The organism is Amycolatopsis sp. (assembly GCF_036008905.1).
Lineage (GTDB): Bacteria > Actinomycetota > Actinomycetes > Mycobacteriales > Pseudonocardiaceae > Amycolatopsis.
The window spans coordinates 1-22665 of the sequence record NZ_DASYMU010000045.1 but is presented as its reverse complement, the minus strand read 5'-3'; the positions used below and the strand labels follow the sequence as shown (position 1 = coordinate 22665).

The 22665-nt window shown below is 69.2% G+C and carries 23 protein-coding genes and 2 pseudogenes; 13 read left to right on the top strand and 12 right to left on the bottom strand.

From position 1 onward, the window contains the following. Nucleotides 1–19: 19 nt before the first annotated feature. Together VGP60_RS08820 and VGP60_RS08815 are read right to left on the bottom strand one after the other, a co-directional pair. A complete protein-coding gene (locus VGP60_RS08820) occupies nucleotides 20–1324 on the bottom strand; it encodes an ABC transporter substrate-binding protein (RefSeq protein WP_327547406.1) in 1305 nt (434 codons plus the stop codon). Between the two features lie 123 nt (nucleotides 1325–1447). Next, nucleotides 1448–2554, bottom strand: coding sequence for a substrate-binding domain-containing protein (locus VGP60_RS08815; RefSeq protein WP_327547405.1), 1107 nt, complete (start codon nucleotides 2552–2554; stop codon nucleotides 1448–1450). Nucleotides 2555–2723: 169 nt separating this feature from the next. Between VGP60_RS08815 and VGP60_RS08810 the strand changes: the two genes are divergently transcribed. The 5 genes from VGP60_RS08810 (at nucleotide 2724) to VGP60_RS08790 (ending at nucleotide 7611) form a co-directional block, all read left to right on the top strand. Further along, entirely contained in the window at nucleotides 2724–3296 is a 573-nt protein-coding gene (locus VGP60_RS08810; protein ID WP_327547404.1) for a helix-turn-helix domain-containing protein, read from the top strand. 183 nt (nucleotides 3297–3479) lie between these two features. After that, nucleotides 3480–4031, top strand: coding sequence for a 2Fe-2S iron-sulfur cluster-binding protein (locus tag VGP60_RS08805; protein WP_327547403.1), 552 nt, complete (start codon nucleotides 3480–3482; stop codon nucleotides 4029–4031). After that, nucleotides 4028–5020, top strand: coding sequence for a xanthine dehydrogenase family protein subunit M (locus VGP60_RS08800; protein WP_327547402.1), 993 nt, complete (start codon nucleotides 4028–4030; stop codon nucleotides 5018–5020). Before VGP60_RS08805 ends, VGP60_RS08800 begins: the two co-directional genes overlap by 4 nt. Next, on the top strand, nucleotides 5017–7134 hold the full coding sequence (locus tag VGP60_RS08795) for a xanthine dehydrogenase family protein molybdopterin-binding subunit (protein ID WP_327547401.1): 2118 nt from the start codon (nucleotides 5017–5019) through the stop codon (nucleotides 7132–7134). The genes VGP60_RS08800 and VGP60_RS08795 overlap by 4 nt, the downstream gene beginning before the upstream one ends. 93 nt (nucleotides 7135–7227) lie before the next feature. After that, on the top strand, nucleotides 7228–7611 hold the full coding sequence (locus VGP60_RS08790; RefSeq protein ID WP_327547400.1) for a VOC family protein: 384 nt from the start codon (nucleotides 7228–7230) through the stop codon (nucleotides 7609–7611). 42 nt (nucleotides 7612–7653) lie between these two features. Here the strand turns inward: VGP60_RS08790 and VGP60_RS08785 are convergent, their stop codons facing one another. Both VGP60_RS08785 and VGP60_RS08780 read right to left on the bottom strand, forming a co-directional pair. Next, nucleotides 7654–8352, bottom strand: coding sequence for a YafY family protein (locus tag VGP60_RS08785; RefSeq protein WP_327547399.1), 699 nt, complete (start codon nucleotides 8350–8352; stop codon nucleotides 7654–7656). Between the two features lie 46 nt (nucleotides 8353–8398). Beyond that, entirely contained in the window at nucleotides 8399–9010 is a 612-nt protein-coding gene (locus VGP60_RS08780) for a carboxymuconolactone decarboxylase family protein (RefSeq protein WP_327547398.1), read from the bottom strand. A gap of 250 nt (nucleotides 9011–9260) precedes the next feature. Between VGP60_RS08780 and VGP60_RS08775 the strand changes: the two genes are divergently transcribed. Continuing rightward, nucleotides 9261–10043 (top strand): alpha/beta hydrolase, encoded by a 783-nt coding sequence (locus tag VGP60_RS08775; RefSeq protein ID WP_327547397.1) that lies wholly within the window; start codon nucleotides 9261–9263, stop codon nucleotides 10041–10043. Here the strand turns inward: VGP60_RS08775 and VGP60_RS08770 are convergent. Continuing rightward, complete coding sequence (locus VGP60_RS08770; protein ID WP_327547396.1) at nucleotides 10021–10701, bottom strand: class I SAM-dependent methyltransferase; 681 nt, start codon at nucleotides 10699–10701, stop codon at nucleotides 10021–10023. The genes VGP60_RS08775 and VGP60_RS08770 overlap by 23 nt on opposite strands. A 299-nt stretch (nucleotides 10702–11000) precedes the next feature. Here VGP60_RS08770 and VGP60_RS08765 point away from each other — a divergent pair, with 299 nt between their 5' ends. Further along, entirely contained in the window at nucleotides 11001–11411 is a 411-nt protein-coding gene (locus VGP60_RS08765) for a hypothetical protein (RefSeq protein WP_327547395.1), read from the top strand. 13 nt (nucleotides 11412–11424) lie between these two features. Here the strand turns inward: VGP60_RS08765 and VGP60_RS08760 are convergent, their stop codons facing one another. The 3 genes from VGP60_RS08760 to VGP60_RS08750 all read right to left on the bottom strand — a co-directional run bounded on the left by VGP60_RS08760 (nucleotide 11425) and on the right by VGP60_RS08750 (nucleotide 13163). Further along, nucleotides 11425–12075: a GTP pyrophosphokinase gene (locus VGP60_RS08760; RefSeq protein WP_414640311.1), complete on the bottom strand. Its 651-nt coding sequence runs from the start codon at nucleotides 12073–12075 to the stop codon at nucleotides 11425–11427. 143 nt (nucleotides 12076–12218) lie between these two features. Then, nucleotides 12219–12389, bottom strand: a complete 171-nt coding sequence (locus tag VGP60_RS08755; protein ID WP_327547394.1) for a hypothetical protein — start codon at nucleotides 12387–12389, stop codon at nucleotides 12219–12221. 261 nt (nucleotides 12390–12650) lie between these two features. After that, nucleotides 12651–13163 carry an FtsX-like permease family protein gene (locus tag VGP60_RS08750; protein WP_327547393.1) on the bottom strand — a complete coding sequence of 171 codons (513 nt, stop codon included), beginning with the start codon at nucleotides 13161–13163 and terminating at the stop codon, nucleotides 12651–12653. Nucleotides 13164–13224: 61 nt separating this feature from the next. Between VGP60_RS08750 and VGP60_RS08745 the strand changes: the two are divergent. From VGP60_RS08745 to VGP60_RS08730, 4 genes and pseudogenes are all read left to right on the top strand, one after another. Beyond that, nucleotides 13225–13422 (top strand): annotated as a pseudogene (locus VGP60_RS08745) (hypothetical protein); the annotation flags it as partial. A 274-nt stretch (nucleotides 13423–13696) separates the two neighbouring features. Next, nucleotides 13697–14362, top strand: a pseudogene (locus VGP60_RS08740) (response regulator). A gap of 64 nt (nucleotides 14363–14426) precedes the next feature. Beyond that, complete coding sequence (locus tag VGP60_RS08735) at nucleotides 14427–15080, top strand: maleylpyruvate isomerase family mycothiol-dependent enzyme (RefSeq protein ID WP_327547391.1); 654 nt, start codon at nucleotides 14427–14429, stop codon at nucleotides 15078–15080. A 143-nt stretch (nucleotides 15081–15223) separates the two neighbouring features. Then, entirely contained in the window at nucleotides 15224–16678 is a 1455-nt protein-coding gene (locus tag VGP60_RS08730; protein ID WP_327547390.1) for a recombinase family protein, read from the top strand. 64 nt (nucleotides 16679–16742) lie between these two features. Here VGP60_RS08730 and VGP60_RS08725 read toward each other — a convergent pair whose 3' ends face one another. The 3 genes from VGP60_RS08725 to VGP60_RS08715 all read right to left on the bottom strand — a co-directional run bounded on the left by VGP60_RS08725 (nucleotide 16743) and on the right by VGP60_RS08715 (nucleotide 19996). Continuing rightward, a complete protein-coding gene (locus tag VGP60_RS08725) occupies nucleotides 16743–16961 on the bottom strand; it encodes a hypothetical protein (RefSeq protein ID WP_327547389.1) in 219 nt (72 codons plus the stop codon). A 297-nt stretch (nucleotides 16962–17258) separates the two neighbouring features. Then, entirely contained in the window at nucleotides 17259–19205 is a 1947-nt protein-coding gene (locus tag VGP60_RS08720) for an ATP-binding protein (protein ID WP_327547388.1), read from the bottom strand. 398 nt (nucleotides 19206–19603) lie between these two features. Then, a complete protein-coding gene (locus VGP60_RS08715) occupies nucleotides 19604–19996 on the bottom strand; it encodes a hypothetical protein (protein ID WP_327547387.1) in 393 nt (130 codons plus the stop codon). A gap of 271 nt (nucleotides 19997–20267) precedes the next feature. Here VGP60_RS08715 and VGP60_RS08710 point away from each other — a divergent pair, with 271 nt between their 5' ends. Next, on the top strand, nucleotides 20268–21032 hold the full coding sequence (locus VGP60_RS08710; protein WP_327547386.1) for a GntR family transcriptional regulator: 765 nt from the start codon (nucleotides 20268–20270) through the stop codon (nucleotides 21030–21032). A 66-nt stretch (nucleotides 21033–21098) separates the two neighbouring features. Further along, complete coding sequence (locus VGP60_RS08705; protein WP_327547385.1) at nucleotides 21099–21752, top strand: phosphate signaling complex PhoU family protein; 654 nt, start codon at nucleotides 21099–21101, stop codon at nucleotides 21750–21752. Between the two features lie 133 nt (nucleotides 21753–21885). Here the strand turns inward: VGP60_RS08705 and VGP60_RS08700 are convergent, their stop codons facing one another. Then, complete coding sequence (locus VGP60_RS08700; RefSeq protein WP_327547384.1) at nucleotides 21886–22209, bottom strand: hypothetical protein; 324 nt, start codon at nucleotides 22207–22209, stop codon at nucleotides 21886–21888. Nucleotides 22210–22665: the final 456 nt, after the last annotated feature.

Genomic DNA, 22665 nt, shown 5'->3' with positions numbered 1-22665 from the left:
GGACGTGGGGAAACACCGGTCAGCTGCTGTGTTCGGTGGTGGTCAGGCCGAGTGCCTCGAGGTCCGGGATGGTGCCGCTCTGGGCGTCGCGGACGGCGTCGATGATCAAGCCCTGGCCGGCTCCGGCGCCGGCGAAGCCGTCCTGCATGACCTTCTGGGTGGCGGTCATCCGCGGCCCCCAGCGCCAGCCGTCGCGGATCTTTCCGGTCTCGGTTTCGAAGAGGCGGTAGATGTCCTGGTCGCCGTAGTAGGTCCGGTCGAAGGCCGCGCTGCCGACCGCGGCCAGCGCGGGGACGGCCGGGTACTGGCTGCTGGTGCCGCTGGACAGCCGGGCGCGCAGGGCGTCGGGATGCGAAACCTGCCATTCGATGAACTCCATGGCGGCTTCGGGATGCACGCTGTCCTTGGTGACAGCGAAAGTCGAGCCGCCGTGGGTGCCGACGGCCGGGCGATCGGTGTCCCACTGGGGCAGCGGCGCGATGGCCCACTTGCCTTTCTGCGCTGGCCGGGCCTTCATCTGCGCGCCCGCGTCCCATGCACCGCTGAGCCGGACGAGTACCAGGCCTTGGCCGATCTGGGCGTCGCTGAACCGGCTCTCCGAGGCGTTGGCGAAGACCAGGCCGTCGTCGAGGAGTTTCTGCCAGTACGCCGCGACCGTGCGGGTCGGCGCGTCGGCCAGCGAGACGTTCCAAGCCCCGCCCGCGATGTCGAACCATCGGGCGCCCGCCTGCCACGCGTACGCGGCGAACTGCAGAGCGCCGTCGGTGGGAAAGAGGGCGAGACGTCGTCCCTCGGCTTTGTCCCGCACGGTGCGGGCCAGGTGGGCGAATTCGTCCCAGGTACGCGGCACCTGAAGCCCGTATTGCTCGAAAAGGTCCGTGCGGTAGTGCATGACCATCGGCTCGACGTCGAGCGGGACGGTGAAAACGCGGTTGTCGAACGTCGTCAGCGCGAGAGCTTGCGGCAGTAGCTGCGCGCGCAGGCTGTCACTGACGAGCGCGGTGATGTCGCGGGCGAGGCCGTCGATGGCGAAGCCGGGCACCTGCGGGTACTCGATGGTGGCGACGTCCGGCGCGTTGCCCGCGCGGGCCGCGTTGCTGAGTTTCGCGTACCCGCCTTGGTTTCCCGACGGGATCTGCCGGAAGTCGACCCGGATCCGGCGCTGCGTGCGGTTGAACGCGTCGACCACTTGCTGGCTGCCACGCAGGGCCGACCAGAAGGTGATGCGCGTCGGCCCGCTCGCGGAAACCCCACCCGCACCCGGAGAACAGGCGCCGAGCAACGGGAGTGCGAGACCGGCGGCCAACAGGGACCGGCGGCTCACTCGACCAGGACACGGCCTGGGCATCGTTGCCTCCTGCGGATCAGTACGCGACCAACGCATTCTGATCGCATGAGCGATTCGCGGTCAATAGATCGATCAAAAGAAGATTAAACGGTCAAACGATCATTTCTCGTGGGACGACAAGGCTTTGGTGGATCCCCGCACTTTCAGCTCGGGCAGCAGCTCCACCCGCCGGGGCCGATTGTCCGAGCTCGGCGGTTCGGCGAGCCGTCGCAGAAGCAGCTCCGCCGCCACGCGCCCGACTTCGTCCTTCGGCGGCGCGACCGCGGTCAGCGGCGTGCTGCCGAGCGCGGCCACGACGTCGTCGTACGCCACCACCGAGCAGTCTTCGGGCACCCGCACGCCGTCGTCGGCGAGTTGCTGCACCAGCATCAGCGCGTCAACGTCGCCGTGCAGCACCGCGGCCGTGGCCTCGCGTTCGCGCAGCAGCTCCGCGAGCCCGACCGGCGCGGCCGAGCGATCGTCCGGATCGGGACCGGCGTCCGGCGCACTCAGCACGACCGTCCAATCGTCGATCTCCGGGCAGGCCGCGGCGATCTCGCCGAACGCCTTGCGCAGGGTCCGCGCGGTCGGGCTGTCGTCGCGCGCGGCGAGCACGATCCGCCGATGCCCCAAGGAAACAAGGTGCTCCACCGCGAGATGCATGCCGTACCAGTGATCGGAGCAGACCGAGTCGACCGCGTGGAGCGCGCTGCCCGGCCGCGGGCGCCGCTCCATGATCACCGTGGGCACGCCCGCTCCCGCCAGCCAGCCGTAGTCCGCTTCCTCGGCGGCGGTGGTCCGCCAGCGCGGCGCGATCAGCAGCCCTTCGACGTCGTCGGCCACCACCCGCTCGACGATCGGCCGTTCCGCGCCCTGGACCTGGGGCGCGATATGGAGGACGACCCGCATCCCGGCCTCCTCCAACACCGCGCGCGCCCCGTGGACGGCCTCGTACAGGTAGGCGTGCCGCTCCGGGACGACGAGCGCCACCGTCCCACTCCGCTCCGCCGCTTCGGCGGGCGCGGGTTCCTCCTCCACGGGCACGATCGACCGGGCCACGCCGTGCCCGCGCCGCAGCTTGCCCGCGCGCGCCAGCTCTTCGACGTCCCGGCGCACGGTGACCACCGAAACCTCCAGCTCGGCGGCGAGATCATGCACCCGGGCAGCACCACGGGCCTGCACGACCGCCAGAATCCGCCGCCGCCTGACGTCGCTCGTCTCCCGCATCCGAAAGCTCCTCGCCGCACACCGCACGTTGTTCGTTTGATCGTTATTCTGGAGCATATCGATCAGCCGGGTGATCGTGGGGTGCCACGCCCGCCCGGCGCGTCGGTCCACCGACATAGACTCGCGTTCGGCGTGCCGGGAGCTTCCGGATTCGGCAGGAGGTGACGGGATGGGACGGGATCCGAGCCGGCCCTTGCGGGTCGACGCGCAGCGCAACCGCGACAAGATCCTGTCCACCGCCGTCCGGCTGTTCGCCGAGGAGGGGCTCGACGCGAATTTCGACCGGATCGCGAAGGCCGCCGGTGTCGGAGCCGGGACCCTGTACCGCAACTTCCCGACCCGGGAAGCGCTGGTCGTCGCCGCGTACCGCAATGAGCTCACACGCCTGTGCGACGCGGCACCGGAACTGCGGGACAGGCTCGAGCCGCACGAAGCGCTCAGGGCGTGGATGGGCCGGTTCATCGATTACGCGACGGCGAAGCTCGGCATGGCGAACGCCCTGCGCGCGGCCATCGAATCCGGCGACAACCCGTACGCGCACAGCCAGGAGATGCTGCTCGGCGCCATCGGCTCACTGCTGGAAGCCAGCGTCTCCGCGGGTACTGTCCGGGCAGACCTGGGTGCCCCCGACGTGCTTGCCAGCCTGACCGGGATCGCGCTGGCCTCGGGTAGGCCCAGCCAGCGTGACCAGGCCGAACGACTGCTGGACCTGACGATGGACGGCCTGCGCAAGCTCGCTTGAGGCCGGCGCGCCCGCTGTTCGTGTGGTTGCGAAGCGGAGACCTCGCAACTTATGCTCGACGGAAGTGGACGCGTCTCCACTTCGTTCGAGGTGTGAACGCGCCGACGAGGAATCCACCACTTCCCGCGCTGAGCACACTCTTCATCTCTGCTCGGCGTGCTGACGAATCTGAGAGAAGACACGGTGTCACCCACCCGCAGTGAAATCTCGTTGCACGTCAACGGAAAAACGCACACGCTGTCCGCCGACAACCGCACCACCCTGCTCGACGCACTGAGGGAACAGCTCGGCCTGACCGGCACGAAGAAGGGCTGCGACCATGGCCAGTGCGGTGCCTGCACCGTGCTGGTCGACGGCCGTCGCGCCGTCTCCTGCCTGCAGCTCGCCGTCGCCGCCGAGGGCACCGCCATCACCACCATCGAGGGCATCGCGGACGGCGACCAGCTCCACCCGGTGCAGGAAGCGTTCCTCGAGCTCGACGGTTACCAGTGCGGCTACTGCACGCCCGGCCAGATCTGCTCGGCCGTGGCCGTCATCCAGGAGCACGCCGAGGGCTGGCCGAGTGCCGCCACCGACGACGTCCGCCCGGGCGCGGAAACCGCGCTCGACGCCGAGGAGATCCGCGAGCGCATGAGCGGCAACCTGTGCCGCTGCGGGGCGTACACCGCCATCGTGCGCGCGGTCGCCCAAGCGGCGGGCAACCCCGTCACCGCCGAGACGAAGGTGATGGCGTGAAGGAATTCAGCTACAGCCGAGCGACCGGCGTGCGCGAGGCGGTCTCGCTGCTGGCAAGCGACTCCGGCGCCCGTTTCCTCGCCGGGGGCACCAATCTCGTCGACCTGATGAAGGCCGGGGTCGAAACGCCGGACCAGCTGATCGACGTCCGAGGCCTGCCGCTCGGCCGGATCGAACTCCGCGGCGACGGCGCCCTCGTCATCGGCGCGACGGTCACCAACAGCGACCTCGCGGCCCATCCCGAGGTCAGGCTGCGCTATCCGGCGCTCGCCCAGGCCGTGCTGGCCGGGGCGTCCGGCCAGCTGCGCAACATGGCGACCGTCGGCGGGAACCTGTTGCAGCGCACGCGATGCGGCTACTTCGCCGACATCGCGAGCCCGTGCAACAAGCGGGAGCCCGGCAGCGGTTGCTCGGCGATCACCGGGGAGAACCACAACCACGCCATCCTCGGCTGGTCGGAGCACTGCGTCGCCACCCACCCGTCCGACATGGTCGTCCCGCTGGCCGCCTTCGACGCGGTGATCTCCTACGAGACCGTCGACGGCCCCGGCGAGATGCCGCTGGCGGAGTTCTACCCGGAGGTCGGTGACACCCCGCAGCAGGAGACCACGCTGCCCGCCGGCGCGCTGATCACCTCGGTCACCCTTCCCGCCGCGCCCGTGGCCGCCCGTTCCCGGTACCGCAAGGTCCGTGAGCGCGCGTCCTACGCGTTCGCCACCGGCTCGATCGCCGCCGCACTCGGCGTCGACAACGGCGTGGTGCGGGAAGCGCGGATCGCGTTCGGCGCGGTCGCGTCACGACCGTGGCGGGCCCATGCCGCCGAGCGCGCGCTGATCGGCGCACCGGCGACAGCCGAAGCGTTCGGTGCCGCCGCCGACGCGGAACTGGCCGCGGCGAAACCGTTGGCGCACAACGGGTACAAGGTGCCTTTGCTGCACAACCTGGTGGTAGCCGTGCTGACCGAACTCGCCGAGGAGGCAGCTCGATGACCGAAAGCATCACACGCACGGTGAGCCCTGGCGCGGTGGGCACTTCGAGTGTCCGGCTGGAAGGCCGCGAGAAGGTCACCGGCGCCGCGCAGTACGCCGCCGACATCCCGTTCGAGGGCGTCGCCCACGGCTGGCTCGTACTGTCCACTGTGGCCAAGGGCCGGATCCGGTCGCTGGGTACCGACGCGGTGCTCGCCATGCCCGGGGTGGTCGGCATCCTCAGCCACGAGAACGCGATGCGCCTCAACCCCGAGGCCGGTCTGTTCGGTCCCGACGCCTCGCTGCAGCTGTTCCAGGACGATCTGGTGCCGCATGTCGGCCGCCCGGTGGCGCTGGTGGTCGCGGAAACCCCGGAGCAGGCCAGGGCCGGCGCCGACGCGCTGATCGTCACCTACGACGAGGAACCGCACGACACCGCGTTCTCCGTCGACCATCCCGGCGCCTACGCCCCGGCTCCCGAGGCGGGACACGGCGACGTCGACGCCGAGATCGCCGCGGCCCCCGCCGTGGTGGACCAGCGCTACACCACGCCCGAAGCGCACCACAGCGCCATGGAACCGCACGCCTCGATGGCGCGCTGGGAGAACGGCCGCCTCGAGATCGTCGACTCCAACCAGGGCGCGCACACGGTCTCCCTCTTGGTGGCCAAGCTTTTCGACCTCGACGCGGATGTCGTCCGCGTCCGCTCCGAACACGTCGGCGGCGGTTTCGGCTCCAAGGGGGTCGGACCGCATATCGTGTTCGCGGTGATGGCCGCGACCCTGCTCGCCAGGCCGGTCCGGGTGGTCCTCACCCGCCGCCAGGTGTTCTCGGTGACGACCATGCGGCCCGCGACCGAACAGCGGATCCGACTGGGCTCGGACTCCACCGGCCACCTGCGGGCGATCGACCACGAGTCGGCGAACTTCACGTCCACCATCCACGAGTACGTGGAGCACAGCACCGAGATCACCAACATGATGTACGCCGCGGACGCCATCCGGATGCGGACGTCCGTGGTGCGCCTCAACCTGCCGACCCCCGGCTGGATGCGGGGTCCTGGCGCCGGTCCGGGCGCGTTCGCCCTGGAGTCGGCGATGGACGAACTCGCCGAACTGACCGGCATCGACCCGGTCGAACTCCGCCTGCGCAACGAACCGGCTTCCGGGCCCGTTTCCCGGCTTCCGTTCAGCAGCCGCAATCTGGTCGGCTGTTTGCAAGAAGGCGCGCGCCGCTTCGGCTGGGCGGACCGCGACCCGAAGCCGGGCATCCGGCGAGAAGGCCGCTGGCTGCTGGGCACCGGGATGGCTGCCGGAGCCTACGGGGCCGGCTCATTGCCGTCTTCGGCGTCGATCACGGCCGAAGCGGACGGCACGTTCACCGTCGGCATCGCCGCGGCCGACATCGGCACGGGCGCCCGCACCGCGCTGTCGCTCCTCGCGGCGGACGCGCTGAGCGTGCCGACCGACCGCGTCCGCATGAAGATCGGCGACAGCGACCTCGGTCCGGCGTGGCTGGCCGGTGGGTCCCGGGGCACCTCGTCCTGGGCCTGGGCGATTTCCGAGGCGGCGGCCGACCTGGCGCCAAAACTGGCCGCCGCGGACGGCATTCCCCCGGGTGGGATCACCGGCAAGGCCGACACCACCGCGCTGATCGCCGCGCTGGGGCAGCAGGAACGGCAGTCGCACGGCGCCCAGTTCGCCGAGGTCGCGGTGGACCCGGCCACCGGCGAGGTGCGGGTCCGGCGGTTGCTCGGGATCTTCGCCGCCGGCCGGATCGTCAACCCGCTGACGACCCGCAGCCAGCTGATCGGCGGCATGACCATGGGCCTGTCGATGGCGCTGCACGAGGAAGGTCTCCGGGACGAGACGTCCGGCGGACAGGTCAACGCCGACTTCGCCGGTTACCACTTCGCCTCGCACGCCGACGTCCCCGACATCGAGGCCGGCTGGGTGGCCGACCACGACCCGAGCAACCCCGCTGGGATCAAGGGTGTCGGCGAGGTCGGCATCGTCGGGACGGCGGCGGCGATCGCCAACGCCGTGTGGCACGCGACCGGGGTACGCCACCGGAGCCTGCCGATCCGCCTCGACCGGGTGCTCGAAGGCGGCGTCTCGGCGACCAGGTCGGGCTGAGTTAGCGCGGAAACACCGACAGGGGGTTGTCGCCGCCGCCGGAGATCGTGGTGGAGCCAGGGAAACACCTGGCTCCACCACGAGAGGGATGACATGCCCGGAATCAACGGCATCAGCTGGTTCGAGATCGGCACCGACGACCCGGCGGCCGCGGAGCGGTTCTACGGCGACGTGTTCGGCTGGACGGCCACGCACGACGACTCTAAGAGCACGGATCCGGCGTACCGGATCCTCACCACGGGCGACGCGGACGGACTGCGCGGCGGACTGTTCGCGACAAAGGGCGAAATGCCCAGCTACGCGATCTTCACCGTGCTGGTCGACGACGTCGAGGCCGCGTGCCGCCGGACCGAAGCGGCGGGTGGGCAGGTCCAGCGTGCGCCGAAGGTCAACCCGGTCGGCGTGACTTTCGCGCATCTGCTCGACCCGGCCGGTAACCACTTCGCGGTGTTCACGCCGCCGTCCGCCCAGGCCTGAGCCGTTGTGCCGGGCCGGTCCTTCACGGGACCGGCCCGGCTGTCAGCTCAAGGTCAGTTGAGAGAGGACCCCGTACGGGATGTCGAGGTCCTCCCGGCGCAGCGAGCGTGGCGCGGGTACCTCGGCGGTGACCGAGACCGAGGTGATCCGGTCGATGCGGAACGCGCGCAGGGCGCCGCGTAACCGGCACCAAGCCATCAAATACCAGTGGTCCGGCTTGCCGACATAACCGAGTGGCTCGATCTCGCGCAGCGTGACGGCACCTTCGCGGTCGCCGTAGCCGATGCGCAGGACGCGGCGGGTGGACAGCGCGTCGGTCACCATCCGCGGCATCGACGGCGTGGGGCCCGCCTCGCCGAGCAGGTGGATGCGGCCGGCCAGCTCATGAGCCGCGGCGGCGTCGTCGCCCTGCATCACCGCGACCAGCTTGCGCAGCGCCGCACCCGCGGTCACCCGGAACGGCGTGCCCTCCAGCCCCCGCAGCGCCACCGCCATCGCGACGGCCTCGCCCGGCGTCAGGTTGACCGGCGGCAGGGTGCGCGCCTTGTCGAGGCAGTAGCCGCCGGTACGACCGGCCTCGGCGTAGATCGGCACCCCCGACTGCTGCAACGCGTTCATGTCCCGCTCGACCGTGCGCACGCTGACCTCGAACCGACCGGCCAGCCAGCGCGCGCTCCGCGGGCGGGGCGCGACCGCCCGCAATTCTTCGACCAGGGCATAGAGACGATCGGTACGGTTCACGCGGCCAATCTAGAGGCCGGGTACGACAAAACCGTGCTCTGCCGGGTCAGCCGGAACGTTCGGCGAACACGTCGTTCGCCGCGCTCATCGCGTTGAGCGCGGCCGGGAACCCGGCGTAGAAAGCCAAGTGCAGCAACGTTTCGACGAGTTCCCGCCGTGTGCCGCCGACGTCGAGCAGCCCGTGGAGATGCGCCTTCAACTCCGGTACCGCGGTCCCGAGCGCGGTGCAGGCCGCGATCATCACGATCTCCCGGTGCTTCGGGCTCAACTGGGGCCGTTCGCCCGGAACGTCCTCGGTGCCCGCGAAAGCCTCTTCGACCGCCGCGAGCGCGTCGGAAATTTCCGTGACCGAACCGACCTGGTTGATCGCTTCGAGGACCTGCTGCCGCGTGCATCCGGCCTTCAACGCCGCTTTCGCGTGGAATTGGAGCTGGGAAGTCGCGTAGCCGAGCGCGCTCAGCGCGCCGACCGTGGCCAATTGTCGTTCCGGCAGGGTAAGCCCGGGGCGATGGTAGACGTCGCCGTAGATGAATCCGACGCATTGTTCGCCGAATTCGGCTTCACCGAGGCTCTCAAAGAGGTCGAGCACCGCCGGGCGTTCGACACCGCCGAGGTGCTGGATGAGCCGCAGACCTTGGTCGAAAGAGTTCGTCCCCACCCCCGGACCCTACCGGGGTCCAGCTGAAAGTTCCGTGTCCCGCCTAGGGTTGTCCCGGGGAATTCACCGACGTCGGCAAGCCGGCGGCCGCCGACGACAACGGCCGATGCGGTGGGCTCGTGAGTGGCAACGAGTGTTAGAACACTTGTTGCCACTCACGAGCCACCTGGCCAGCAGAAACATGCTGACAAAATCCGTCGACGGCGACCACCGCACGACAATGTGACTTCCGCGCCGCTATTCTCGATTCATGATTACTCGACGTACCTTCTCGCACCTGGTCACCGCAGGCGGAGCGGCGGCATTGGCCGCCATCGCGGCGCCCGCCGCTTCAGCCGCGGTCGCCTCGCCCGGTGAGCGCAAGGTACGCAACGTCGTGCTGGTGCACGGCGCCTATGCGGACGGATCGTGCTGGGCCGACGTCATTCCGCAGCTGCAGGCGGCCGGGCTGACGGTCACGTCGGTGCAGAACCCACTCACCTCGCTGGCCGACGACGTCGACGCCACCAAGCGCGTGCTCGACCTTCAGAACGGCCCGACCGTCCTGGTGGGACACTCCTACGCGGGCTCCGTGATCAGCCAAGCGGGCGACCATCCGGCCGTGAGCTCACTGGTCTATCTCTCCGCACGCGCGCCCGAAGCGGGCGAGGACTACCCCGCGCTCGCGGCCCGGTTCCCGACTCCCCCGGCGAACGCCGGACTGGTGTTCCAAAACGGCTTCGGGCAGCTCACCGAGGACGCCTTCCTCAACGATTTCGCCAACGGCGTGCCCGAATCCCGCGCCCGTGTCCTGTACGCCGTCCAAGGCCGGATCGCGCAAACCCTGTTCGCCACCAAGACCTCCGTGGCGGCCTGGACGCAGAAGCCCAGCCGGTACCTCATCACCACCCAGGATCGCACCACCGTCACCGAACTCCAGCGGTTCGTCGCCAAGCGCATGAAGGCCACGACCATCGAGGTGCGGTCGGGGCACCTCTCGCTGATCACTCACCCGCGGACCGTCGGCCGGTTCATCCTCGACGCCACGAGGTAGCCCCACCGAGGAATATGTCGACGCTTTCCCCGGGCCGGTGGGCAAGCAGGCACGCTTGCGGCCACTTCTTGCCCTCCGACACCAGCGTCGCGGTGACGACGAGCCCGGCTTGCCCCAGCAGTTCGGTGATGTGGTCCGGCCGGAACAGGTACGCGTCGTAGGTCACCGGGTGGCCGTACGAACGCTCCGGGCGGAGATGCTCGTCGCCGACATGGAACCCGACCACCAGATGCCCGCCCGCGGCCAGCGTCCGGTGGAACTCGGAGAAGACGACCGGCAGCACCTCGGGCGGGGTGTGGAAGATCGACCACCAGGCGACGATGCCGCCGAGTTCCCCGTCGGCGAGGTCGAGCGCGGTCATCGAACCGACGTCGAACCGGAGATGCGGGTAGGCCCGGCGGGCGATTTCGATCATCTTCGGCGACAGGTCGACACCGAACGCGGACAGCCCTAGCGCGTCCAGGTACGCCGTGACCTGACCAGGACCGCAGCCGATATCGGCTACCGGGCGATCCGGTCCCACGAGTTCGCCGAACGCGGTCAGCATGGCGCGGCCGAGCGGGTCCTTCCGGAACAGCGTTTTCACGAGTTCGGCGTAGTCGTCGGCGACGGTGTCGTAGGACGCCCGGGTGGTGGTCAGGTACGAAGGCTCGTTCACGCCGGAACACGGTAGCGGCCGGGCCTCGTCGCGTTTCCCTTACCCCGCAACCCCTTCGCTACGGGCCGGAGAGTCGGGCCACACCACACCGGCGAGTACGTCCTCGACGATGGCCTGGGCAGCCTGAAACGCGGCAACGCGGCAACGCGGCTTCCGCCTCCCCGGTGTCCCCGCGGAGCAGGACTTCGAGCAGCAGCCGGATCAGCTGTTCTCGGCAAGCCCAAAGAGCCCCTGCCGCACCTGGGCGCGGCGCGGTTCTACCTGCCGTACGACGACTGGCGGCCGGAGTGCTGCGGCTGATGGAGCCGTCCCAGCTCAACGTGCTGCGGCTGGGGACCGGCGAAGGCCTGTGGTGGGAGGTCGAGCAGGCCCGCACCACCCCGCCCGCGAACAAACGGGTCCTGCTGGTGCCGGGCCATCGGGAGGGCCTGGCCGAACGCCTCGACGAGTACCTGCCCACGCCGTCGAAGCTGGACAAGATCTCCTCGGGTGTTCCCTGGACCTCGGCCGTGGTCACCTTCGATCCACAGTGGACCCCGCAGGTCTACGAGGTGGGACCACATCCCGGCGTCAAGACGCCGCCGGGCACACCCGCGCATCACGTGGCCCGCGCGATGCAAGCCGCACTGGCCAACGTGCGGCTGCACAAGAAGTCCATGGTGATGCGGGCCAACCTCGGCATGCTGAAGACGCGGAGTGCGCGCGCCTGATCGCCGCCCGCGTCTAGCGAAGGCGCTGGTGCAGCGACTGCATCCGGGCGTCGAGCTGGGCGGCGATGGCCGCGGTACTGGCCAGCTCGTCGGCGAAGTCGGCGGGGACCTGGTCGTCGTACTTGTAGAACAGCTTGTGCTCGAGCGTGGCCCAGAAGTCCATCGCGATCGTGCGCAGCTGCACCTCGACCTTGACGTGCTCGACCCGATCGGACAGGAACACCGGGATCCGCACGATCAGGTGCAGGCTCCGGTAGCCGTTGGGCTTGGGCTTCGCGATGTAGTCCTTGCTGTGCAGGACCGTCACGTCGTGCTGGCCCCCGAGCATTTCCGCGACCCGGTAGACGTCGGAGACGAAGGGGCAGATCACCCGGACACCGGCCACGTCGTCCAGGCCGTCGGCGATCAGGTCGACGTCGGGCTCGAGGCCCTTGCGCACCATCTTCTCCATGATCGCCTCCGGCCGTTTGACGCGGCTGGTGATGTGCTCGATCGGGTCGTGCCGATGGACGAAGTCGAACTCCTCGCTGAGGATGCGCAACTTCGTCATCAGTTCCTCGACCGCGAACTTGTACACCAGGAGGAAGCGCGAGAGCCGCCGGTAGAACTCGATGACGGGCGGTCCGATTTCACCGCCACTCACCTGGGTCACTGGCCTGCGCACCAGTGAACCGGCTCCTTGCGTGACCCGCGGGCCCTGTTCCATCAACACTTTCCCGTCACCCGCGAACACTGTCCGTCATAAGGGGAACGAGATTATCAGTGCGGTGGTTCCCGGCTCCCACGCGACTGTCCGGAATGGACCTATCACTCGTTGTGCAGCACCTCGGCGACCGTCATGCGCGCCGCGCTCCTCGACGGCAGCAACGCGCCGAGCACCGCGATGGCAATTCCGGCCAGCGCCAGCAGGACGAGCATCGGCAGGTGGTAGACGTCCACCATGAAGTCGGCGATGTCGGCCTGTCCCGCCTCGATCATGGCCGGGGCGACCAGCCGGTGCCCCTCGATACCGAGTGATGACCGCGGCCATCGACGAGCTGCCGTCGCGGGTAGGGAAGATCCGCAGTCCCGGGTCCCCGGCCTGGGTGGCCGCCGCGTAGGCCGGTGCGTCGGCGCCGGGTTTGAGCTGGACCTGGTCGGTCGTGGGCGGTTCGACCCCGTCGCGGTAGGCGACCACCGACATCGTCGACCCTGTCGCGAGCGTCACGCTCATAACCCCCAGCACGAGGGCCGACATCGTCAGCGCACTGCGCGCGGGGCGGGCGAACGGCAGGCCCGGTCCGAGCCTGAGCGAACGCGGCAGCCGGGTGCCGCCGAGCCAGCGCTGGACGCGAGGGCCACGCCCACGAGGACGCAGCCGAGGAAGGCGGGCACCGACACTATCAGCAGGTAGACCGCCATCACCTGGGCCAGGGGGAAACCGAGCGCCTTCAGCACGCCGATGTGCCGGAACCCCGCCACGACCGCGCCGCTGACGATGTTGGCGACGATCAGGACCGCGACCGCGATCCCGAGAAACCCGAAGACCATCAGGAACGGGACGTACACCCCAACCTCGGAGGTGACGCGTTCCTTGACGGCGAGATAGGACTGCGAGCCGAGCAGCGGCAGCTCCGCGGTCGCGGTCGCCTGGGCCGCGTCGACCTCGGCGGCGGTCGCGGCCTGGGTGAAGCGGTACAGCATCTGGACGGCGGTCGGCCGCAACGCCGTCATCTGCTCGGGCGTCACCCATGCTTCGGCCGATTCGCTCACGGAGTAGGCGAATCCGACGACGGTGAACGAGGGCTGTCCGGCGACGGCTATCGTGGACAGGATGGCGGCTCGTGGCGGCAGTGGCGTGCCTGGCCGCGGTCTTGTTCCCGGTGGCAGGCCGCCGGGCGTGCCGGGCTTTCACCAAGACGCTCGAAGAACGTGGCTGGCTCCTGGAGCGGGAACGGAAAGCGCCGCCCAGAGCGCGGTCGACGCCGAGCGTGCCCGGATCGCCAGGGAGCTGCACGACATCGTCAGTCACAACGTGAGCGTGATGGTCATCCAGGCCGGGGGCGGCCCGGCAGGTGCTCGCGGCGGAACCCGGGGAAGCCGAGGTGACGGTGCGCTACGCCGACCACTACCTGCGGGTGGAGGTGCTGAACAGCGGGCCCAGTGTGCTGTCCGGCAACCGGGCCGCTCCCGCCGCAGGGCACGGGCTGCGCGGCGAGGAACGGGGTCTGCTCGGGCTGCGCGAGCGTGTGGCCGACCTCGACGCGCGAAAGCGGCTCGGTGGCGGATTCCGCGCTGGCACGACCGTGACCGACAAGCCGCGCGTGGACATCGCCGACGACCAGGCACTCGTGCGCATCGGCTTCCGGATGATCCTGACCGCGGGCGGGATCGACGTGGTCGGCGAGGCCGCCGACGGCACCGAGGCGGTCACGGCGGTGCGCGACCTGAAACCGGACGTCGTGCTCATGGACATCCGCATGCCGAACATGGACGGCTTGGAGGCCACGCGCCGGATCCTCGCCAAGGCCCCGAAATTCCGCGTGCTCATGCTGACGACCTTCGACCTCGACCGCTACGTCTACACCGCGCTCGCCGCCGGTGCCAGCGGCTTCCTGCTCAAGGACGTCACCCCAGAACACCTGGTCGCGGCGGTGCGCCTGGTCGACACCGGAGACGCGCTGCTCGCGCCGTCGATCACCCGGCGGCTCGTCGAACGCTTCGCTTCGAGTGGCGTCGAACCGCCGTCCCCCGCCACACCGTTCCCTCGCCGTCCTGACACCGAGGGAACGGGAAGTATTGACGCTGATGGGCCGCGGCCGCTCCAACGCCGAACTCACGCTCAGCGAGCCGACGGTCAAACCCATGTGGCGCACATCTTCGCGAAACTCGCGCTCCGCGACCGGGCACAAGCCGTGGTGCTCGCCTACGAAACCGGACTCGTCTCGCCAGGAGACGCCGGCGAGCGATGATTTCCGGCCGCGGCGGGAGTCTCACTCACGACCGGCTCATGACCAGCGACAGGAGACCTCCCCGATGGCACAGACGAAAGCAGACCGCGTGACCGACCTCTGGCCGCTGGTCCACACCGAACGAGCGGCGCTGGCGGCCGATCTCGCGGACCTGACCGAAGAGCAGTGGGCGACGACGTCGCTGTGCACGGAACTCACCGTGCGCGAAGTGCTCGCGCATCTCTCGTCGTCGGCGAGGCTGAACCCCGTGCGGTGGATGGCCGGGGTGCTCCGCTGCCGGTTCGACTTCGACAAGCAGGTGGCGATGCGACTGGCCGAGCAACTGGGCGCGTCCGGGGCCGAAACGCACGCACGATTCCGCGAAATCGTTACGAGCACGACAAAACCGCCTCTCCCGGTACTGGCGATGCTCGGGGAGACGATCGTGCACGGCGAGGACATCCGGCGGCCACTGGGCCTGCGCCGGGACTATCCGATCCGGACACTCACCGCGGTGGCCGAGTACTACCGGGGCACCGATCTCGTGGTGCTGGCCCGAGGACGGATCGACGGCCTGCGTCTCGTCGCCACCGACGGTCCTTTCGCGACCGGCGCCGGACCACTTGTCTCCGGCGGCACGCTGGCCCTGATCATGGCGATGACCGGGCGCACGGCGTACAACGACGAACTCGAAGGCGACGGCGTGACGCCCCTCCGGGAACGCGGCGGAACACCGTGATCCGCTCACGGCGAAAGTCTCCGCTGGCCAGGTGGGGTCGTGAGTGGCGACAAGTGTTCTAGCGGACCTGTGCTTGTCGACCTACGGTGGTTGGTATGGGTATCAGTCACCAGGTTAGTGCAGGTCAGGGTGGGCGGCGGCCGGTGCTGGATTCGTACGCCCGGCTGTCGCGCAACCCGTCGGGGAAGCTAGAGAAGGTCGAGACCCAGCACGCCGACAATCACGAGGTGATCTCGCGGTTGGGTGGTGTGCTGGGTGAGGACATCGACGACCCGAAGTTGTCGGCGTGGAACCCCAAGGTGCACCGTCCGGGGTGGGACCGTGTGTTGAAGCGGATCGCCGCGCGAGCGTGTGATGGCTTGGTCATCTGGAATACCGACCGTGCGGTGCGCCTGTCGAGTGATCTTGAGGACTTGTTCAAGCTGATCGACGACAGCTTCCTGCTGGGTTCCTCCCACGGCCGGTACGACCTGTCGGACTACAACGACCGGTATCAGTTGCGGATGGAGGTCGCGCACAACCAGCGGTCGTCGGATGAGTCGTCGCAGCGGATCAAACGGCGGTTCGATGTGTTGCGGCGCAACGGTGTTCCGCATCAGCAGGGCCGGGTGTTCGGGTTCGCCGGATTGGACCGCACCGTAGCTCGGGGCACCGAGGACCGGGAGGCAGTGCCAGCGGTGTTGGTGGAGCGGGAGCGGGCGGCGTTGCGCGCGGCGACCAGCGCTGTCCTGGCCGGGACAACCCTGGTCGGTCTGACGGCGGAGTGGAACAAGTCGGGGTTGCTGACGGTGACGGGGAAGGCGTGGACGCCATCTGCGGTGCGGGCGGTGCTGTTGCGCCCACGTAATGCCGGGTTGGTGGAGCATGACGGGGACATCGTGGGGCGGATGGCGGGTGATCCGGTTGTTGATCCTGAGGAGTTCGAGCGGTTGCGGGCGTTGTTCGCGGGTCGCACCTCGGGGCGTGCCGCAGGGGAGCGCTATTTGGCGTCGGGAATTGTGGTGTGTGGGTTGTGCGGTAAGGGGTTGTCGGGGCGTCCGCATGTCGGGGAGTACCCGGACGGGGCGCGGCGGCGGCAGTACGGGTGCACCAAGTCACGGGGCGGGTGCGGGCATGTCGCGGCGGACGCGCGGTTGGTGGATCGGGAGTTGCGGGGTCTGGTGCTTGCTCGGTTGACCGACAAGAAGCAGGCGTCGGCGATCAAGGCGGCGCGGGCGTTGATCTCGGATCGGCTCGCGGCGGTGCAAACCAAGATCGACGCGAGCGAGGCGCGACAGGAGGCGATCGCGGCGAAGTGGGGTGCGGACAAGATGAGCGAGAAGGCGTTCGACAAAGCCAACGAGCCGTTGATAGCTGAGTTGACCAAGTTGTACGCGAAGCGCGACGAGTTGACCGGTGGGAACCCGGAGGGCCCTACCGAGGCGATGAGCCGTGAGGAAGCGGAGGAGAAGTGGAAGCGCGCCGATAACGGGGAGCGGCGCGCGATGCTCCGTGACGCGCTGGGCAGGGACCGGATCTTTCTGGACCCTGCGGACAAGGCGGGGTTTCGGAAGTTCACCGCGAAACGAGTCCGTGTGGACCCCTACCGGGTGTCCTAGGCTGATCGGGCCGGGCCGTCCTAACCCTCCCCTCGTTGGACGGCCCGGCCTGATCAACGTCGTGTCACTGCGGTGGTGTGTCGCCGTGGTGGCGGGCGTCGATCCGGTTGAGGATCATCGCCAGTGCCCGAATCTGTTCGTCGGGCAGTGGTGGCCAGTCGGCGACGATCACCGCCCACCGGTTAACCGCCTCGGCGTCGAGGCGGGCTTGGAGTTCGGCGTAGCTTTCCCTTTGGTCGGTCTGCCGGGTGCGGCGATCGGCCGTGCGGGGTTCCGGAATCACGGGGTGGGTGGTGCCGGACGGGTGGTGCGAAGTGTTCTCGTCGTGGGCGGACGGATGGTCGTTCAGAGTGTGGTGTCACCTCGTTGGATTGGCGGACGTGGAGCCGGGCGGGGTAGGTGTCGAGTCCGGCTGAGGCTGTGGTTTCCGGCCGGAAAACTTGGGTTCGAGCCGAAACGGGTAAGGCGTCGCGCGCAGGGGTCTACCTGCCTACTTGGCAGGTCAGCGCGGATATTTGGGCGCCTACCGGAGGCTCTACCCGCCTCTACCGGGTAGCGGCCCGGTAGAGGCGGGTACCGGTCAGGCGGGGCCTCGTCGGCGGTGGGTGTCCCACGCCTGCCGGACGGCGCGCAGGTCGTAGCCGTTGCGGTTGCGGCCCTCGCGTTTGATCTGCCCCGGACCCACCCCGAGCGGTCGGATGAGCGCGGCGAGGTCCTCGGCGTCCCACCCGCCGTACCGGGTGGCAAGGGTCGCCAGTCGCGACAGGATCTCGTCAGTCCACAACCGGTCTTCCCCATCGCACGCGGTGAGCAGATCCACCACCCCGAGACCATCCACATCGGACACCTGGACCGTTCCGGCCGACACCCCCGTTATGTCGGCGGCGGCGGTGCGCCGGGCACGCGCGGCCGTCCAGGAGTCGGCGTCGATGCAGGGCAGGCCGACCGCCGCGCGGTGGCTGCCTTGTTCGCGGGCCCGGTCGCCGTCGAGCGGCCGAAACTTCACGATCAGGGGTTCACGGGCCCCGGCGGCGTACACGTACGCCTTGCCCGCGTCCTCCACCGACTCACCGGTGGCGGGGTTGAGGCGGTCGGGTCGCCATCCTTCGGCGAGCATGTTGGACCCGAGCACCAACCGGACGTCCGCGTGCCGACACGGCATGAGGATCTTGCACGCCGCACTATCGGCGATGGCCGCGCCCAAGGTGTCCGAGGTGGCCTCGGCCGCCGCGAGCACGAGTGTCACCCGGGCCTTGCGGCCCAGCCGCAGCAACGACACCGCGAGGGTTTTCGCGCGGTCGGTGAGTTGGGGGTACTCGTCGATGAACACCACCACCCCGGGCCGTTCATGGGACACCTCCCACGCGTCGCCCATGGACAGACCGGTGAGCATCTTCGGCCGCGCCTCGGCCAGCGCGACCGCATCCGCCAAGGCGTCCTCGATCCCGGCGTGATCCCGTTCGCGCCGCGACACCCCGCCGCCGAGGGCTTCGAGACCGTTGCCAGACGGGTCGAGATCCCACACCACCCCGTCCTCGCACGCCGACACCGCATCCGCGAGGGCACGGAGCGTCTGGGACTTCCCCGACCCCGGCACCCCGATCACCACAGTGTTGGCACCCAACAGGTTCAACGCCAGATCCGACCCGTCCATCCGCCGCGCCACCACATGGGAGTCCACAAGCGACCCCGAAGCGGGCGGCCGGTTGACCGCCGCCGGGAGCGACGCGAACGGGTCGCGTTCGGCCAGCCGCAGCACCACCCGCGCCCGCCGCGCCCGGTCCGGCGCGGCCAGCAAACCCCCAGACGGGAGATCCAAGGTGGTCTCCAGTTCGCCGAGTTTCGCCACCACCGCCGCCGGGGTCCCGCGCCGCAGGATGATCGGCACTTGCCACCCCCAAGGTTGCCGAGCCGCGTCACCCGCCATCCGCAGATCGATACCCTCGGCTCGCACGGCGCGGGCCACGCAGTCGGCGGCTTCAGCGCGGGTGTGCGCGTCGGCGATCGGGAACGGCTCCCCCTCCGCCCTCTCGATTTCCTCGGGGGTGGGTTCCTCGCCCGGCCCGCGCAGCTTCCGGCCGACCAACGCCATCACGACGGTGTAGACCGCGCCGAGTCCCCAGTGGACGATGAGCCCGTATCGGTCGGCGAGGACTGACACGGTGAGGGTCGCAGCGATCAGCAGCACGGCAGTGATCCCGAGGCGGGTCCACGCGGTTTCGCGCCACTTCTTGCGCAACCGGGCTTCCTGCTTGACGCGGCCCTCTTCCTTTGCCAGGGCGACGACCCCGGCGAAGTCGGTGTATCCGGAGACGTACCGGGTGAGCTTGACGAGAAGCCACACCGTCGCCACCGACGAATTCAGGACCAGCCACCACACCACACCCGGCGTGGCCTTCACCGCCCGCCACAACAACCGGGCGAGCAACCCCGGTGCGGTGTGGACCAGCCACCCCGCCGCGTCCAGCACGCAGGGCCGCGCCCACCGCCACACCGCGCACAGCGCCCGCCGCGCGACGCGGGCCACAGCCCGTGTAACCGTTGCGGTGCAACGGATCATAGCGCGGACTGACCCACTCACGGCACGGCCAAGGTTGACCCAGGCCCGCCACGCCACTACCCGGCGCGCACCGCTCACCACAGTGCGGGCGGCGCGCCCGCAGCGGGTGAGAATGTAGGCCAGCCACGGGAAGTAGGTCACCTGACGGGCGACCCATCCCGCGACCGGCCTACCGACGCGGCTGACGCCCCACCGCGCGACGGGAGAGGCGGCACGACATACAGCGGTCACGACCGCGACGACGACGGCCGCGCACAACCGCCCGAACAATGCCCACGTCCGGGCCAACAGGGTAATAGTCCCGCGCACGAGCGGATGACCGGCGAACCCACGGTTCCGCCGGTCGTTGTTCTGGGTGGTGTTGTTCAGAGTGCATCACCGCCCTGGTGACGGGTGCGCAGATCCGCCGCGTCAGCCCCAGGGCGGGGCTCGGGAATCCGGCCCGCGACATCTTCCGCACGGGCAGCCTCGGCGGGGGTGTCCGCAGGCCGGGTCTCGTCCACGACGTGCCATGCGGCAGGCGCGGGGGTGGTGCCGTTCGGGCCGGACAGTCCGGCCCGCTCACACTCGGCGACGTATTCGGCGGCGATGGCCGCGACCGCGCGGGCTTCGCGGATGATCTGCCGGAACAACCACGCCCCGGTCGGCGCGTCCTCTCCGGCGGTGTTGCGGGAGACGAACTCCGGTAGTTCCTCGCCCAGCCACCCCAGGTGGTAGAGGCGAGCTTGTAGGTTTTCCCAGGTCACGAGCGTATTCATGAGTGATGGTTGCTTTCCGTTGGCGGATGATTCAACTAGTTAACGCAAAGCCTATCGAATAGGTTGCCGACGTAGAGTACATTCACTCGAACGCGTGCGCAACACCTCACCCACATCCAATCGCCGACATATGGACAACCTGTGCGATAGGTGCAACACTGATGACAGGAAACGACACCAGACAGCACGGAACGACAACCACGGCCACAGCGCCGACAACGACACGTTCCCGCAGGTGAGAAGACACAGGAGTGGAGGCGCGAGTTGCGTCATGGCGAAGACAGCCACCGCGAAAGACAAGACCAACGCCGCAGCGCAAGCCTTGCGCGAGCAGATCGGCAACGGCGCCCTCGGCCCCGGCGACTGGCTGCCCAGTGAAACGCAGCTGATCACCCAGTTCGGGGTGTCGCGCTACGCCGCCCGCCAAGCCATCACCCGGCTCGTCGCCGAGGGTTTAGTGACCTCGGTCGACGGCAAGGGCACCTACGTCCGGCCCCGCCGTGAACGGGCCCGCCACGCCGACACCCGCACCCTCACCCGCGCCGCCACTCCGGACGGCCCCCGGTTCGCCGACGCCGATACCGACGGGTGGGAACCGGTCGAGGGTGCCGCCACCTACCGGACCAACGCCACCGAAGATCTCGCGCTGGCCCTCGGCGTGCCCGAGCACACCCCTGTGTTCGCCGTCGACCGGCTGTTGTCGTCTGGTGATCGGCGGATGCTGCACCGCCTCTACGTTCCGATGGCGACCGCCGCGCAGGTCCCCGCGCTGGAAACCGACCCGTTCCGCACCCCGGCCGAGGTCTACGCACTGCTTGCCGACGCGGAGATCACGGTCACCTGGACCGAGAGCGTGCAAGCCACCATCCCGTCACCGGACGACGCGGCCAGCCTGCACAGCACCCCCGGCGCAGCGATCCTCATCACCCGCCGCGTCGCCACCGACCCCACCGGCCGACCACTGGCGATGGAAGAAACCCGCCGCAGCGCCGACAGCATCCAGCTCGTGTACCGGATCGTCCCGGCCGACGCCTGACTCGGCGCCGGAAGGGTTTCGTCAATGGGGTCGGTGCCCCCGCAGGCAAGGCGCTAACCTCCCGGGATGCGGGAGACATTTCACGGCGACCTGGCCCGGCTCGGCGAGCAACTGGCCGACATGTGCGGGATGGCCGCCAAGTCGATGCGGCAGGCGAGCCGGGCGTTGCTGACCGCTGATCTGCCGCTAGCGGAGCGGGTGCTGACCTCTGACGTGGAGCTGGACGGGGCGCGCAGGGCGTGCGAAGACCACGCACACTCGCTGCTGGCGTTGCAAGCGCCGGTCGCGAGGGATCTGCGCACGATTCTCGGTGCGGTGTACTGCGCGGAGAAGATCGAGCGGATGGGTGATCTCGCCGCGCACATCGCCAATGCGGCCCGCTTCACCCATCCGGTGCACACGGTCCCCGCTGAATTCGAGGATGTCTTCACGGAGTTGGGTGAGATCTCGGCGAGCATGGCCGATCGGGTCGGCGAGCTCATCAAGGGCGGAGCTGCGGGCGCGTTCGCTGAGCTGGACATGACCGATCACGCCGTCGACACCTTGCACGCCCGGGTACTGACGACGATCACAGGCAAGGGATGGCCACACGGAGTGCAGTCGGCCACCAACCTCGCCTTGGTCGCCCGCTTCTACGAACGGTTCGCCGACCAAGCCGTCTCGGTTGCCAAACGACTTGAGTTCGCCGAAACCGGGCAAACACCGACCAGCGGTGCGTGAACTCCGCCGGGAAACCGCCGGCGGCAGCGAACAACGGCGCCGCCGGCGGCGGGACTACTTCGGGAGCTGGACTGATTGCCGGTCGGGGCTGATGGTCCCCACTCCCAGGCGTTGACGGGCGGGCCGCCTTGTCTCATGCCGCGTCGGCCCATCCCGGGGGTGGATGCCCCACGGCGATCAGGTGATCAATCTGCCGTAGTGCCGAACCGGTGAGCACTAGCCGCACGACCGGTTCCCCGGAGTCGGTCAACGACGCCACCACTGTCACCGCCACGTCTGCCAGCCCCGCCCGCACCATCGCCGACCGCAGCGTCTCCGCCATCGTCACCGCGCGCCGGTAGGTCGCCACCACGCCGCGTGCCTGCGCGGGTGTGACTGCCACGAAGCCGCATTCGCCACCGAACCCGATCCCGTCGGTGTCCTCGGTGTGCCCGTTGTTGTCGTTGTGTGTGTCCATGCCGTTGTGCCCTTCTGTGAGGTCCCCTCCACAAGGGCGGCCCACACCACGCGGTGATCTTGTTCCGCGCAGCACGACGCACCCCGATACCCTGGTATCGGGGTCACAGTGGTGGCACCCAGCCGGACCACCCGCATCACTTCGCGGTTATTCGGGTGGTCCGGCCTGCACAGTCAGTTCGCGGTGGCGCCCTCCGTCCTGCCGACAGCCGACAGAGGGCCGCTCGCCTGTTCTTCTCTGGCCTGAGCACGTGAGCGGTAGACCATGGCCGAATGTCGGTCACGGGCAGCCCACCGGGGCGATTTGGCGCGTTCGTACATGTCCGCGCTCGTCTCGTAGAACCGTGCCCACATGTCATCCGAGGCGTTTTTCGTGGGCATCAACGCGTACCGTGCGTCATGTACGGCCCACGCGCCTTTAAGGCCGTTCACAGGAGTTCCCCTTTCATGGCAACGG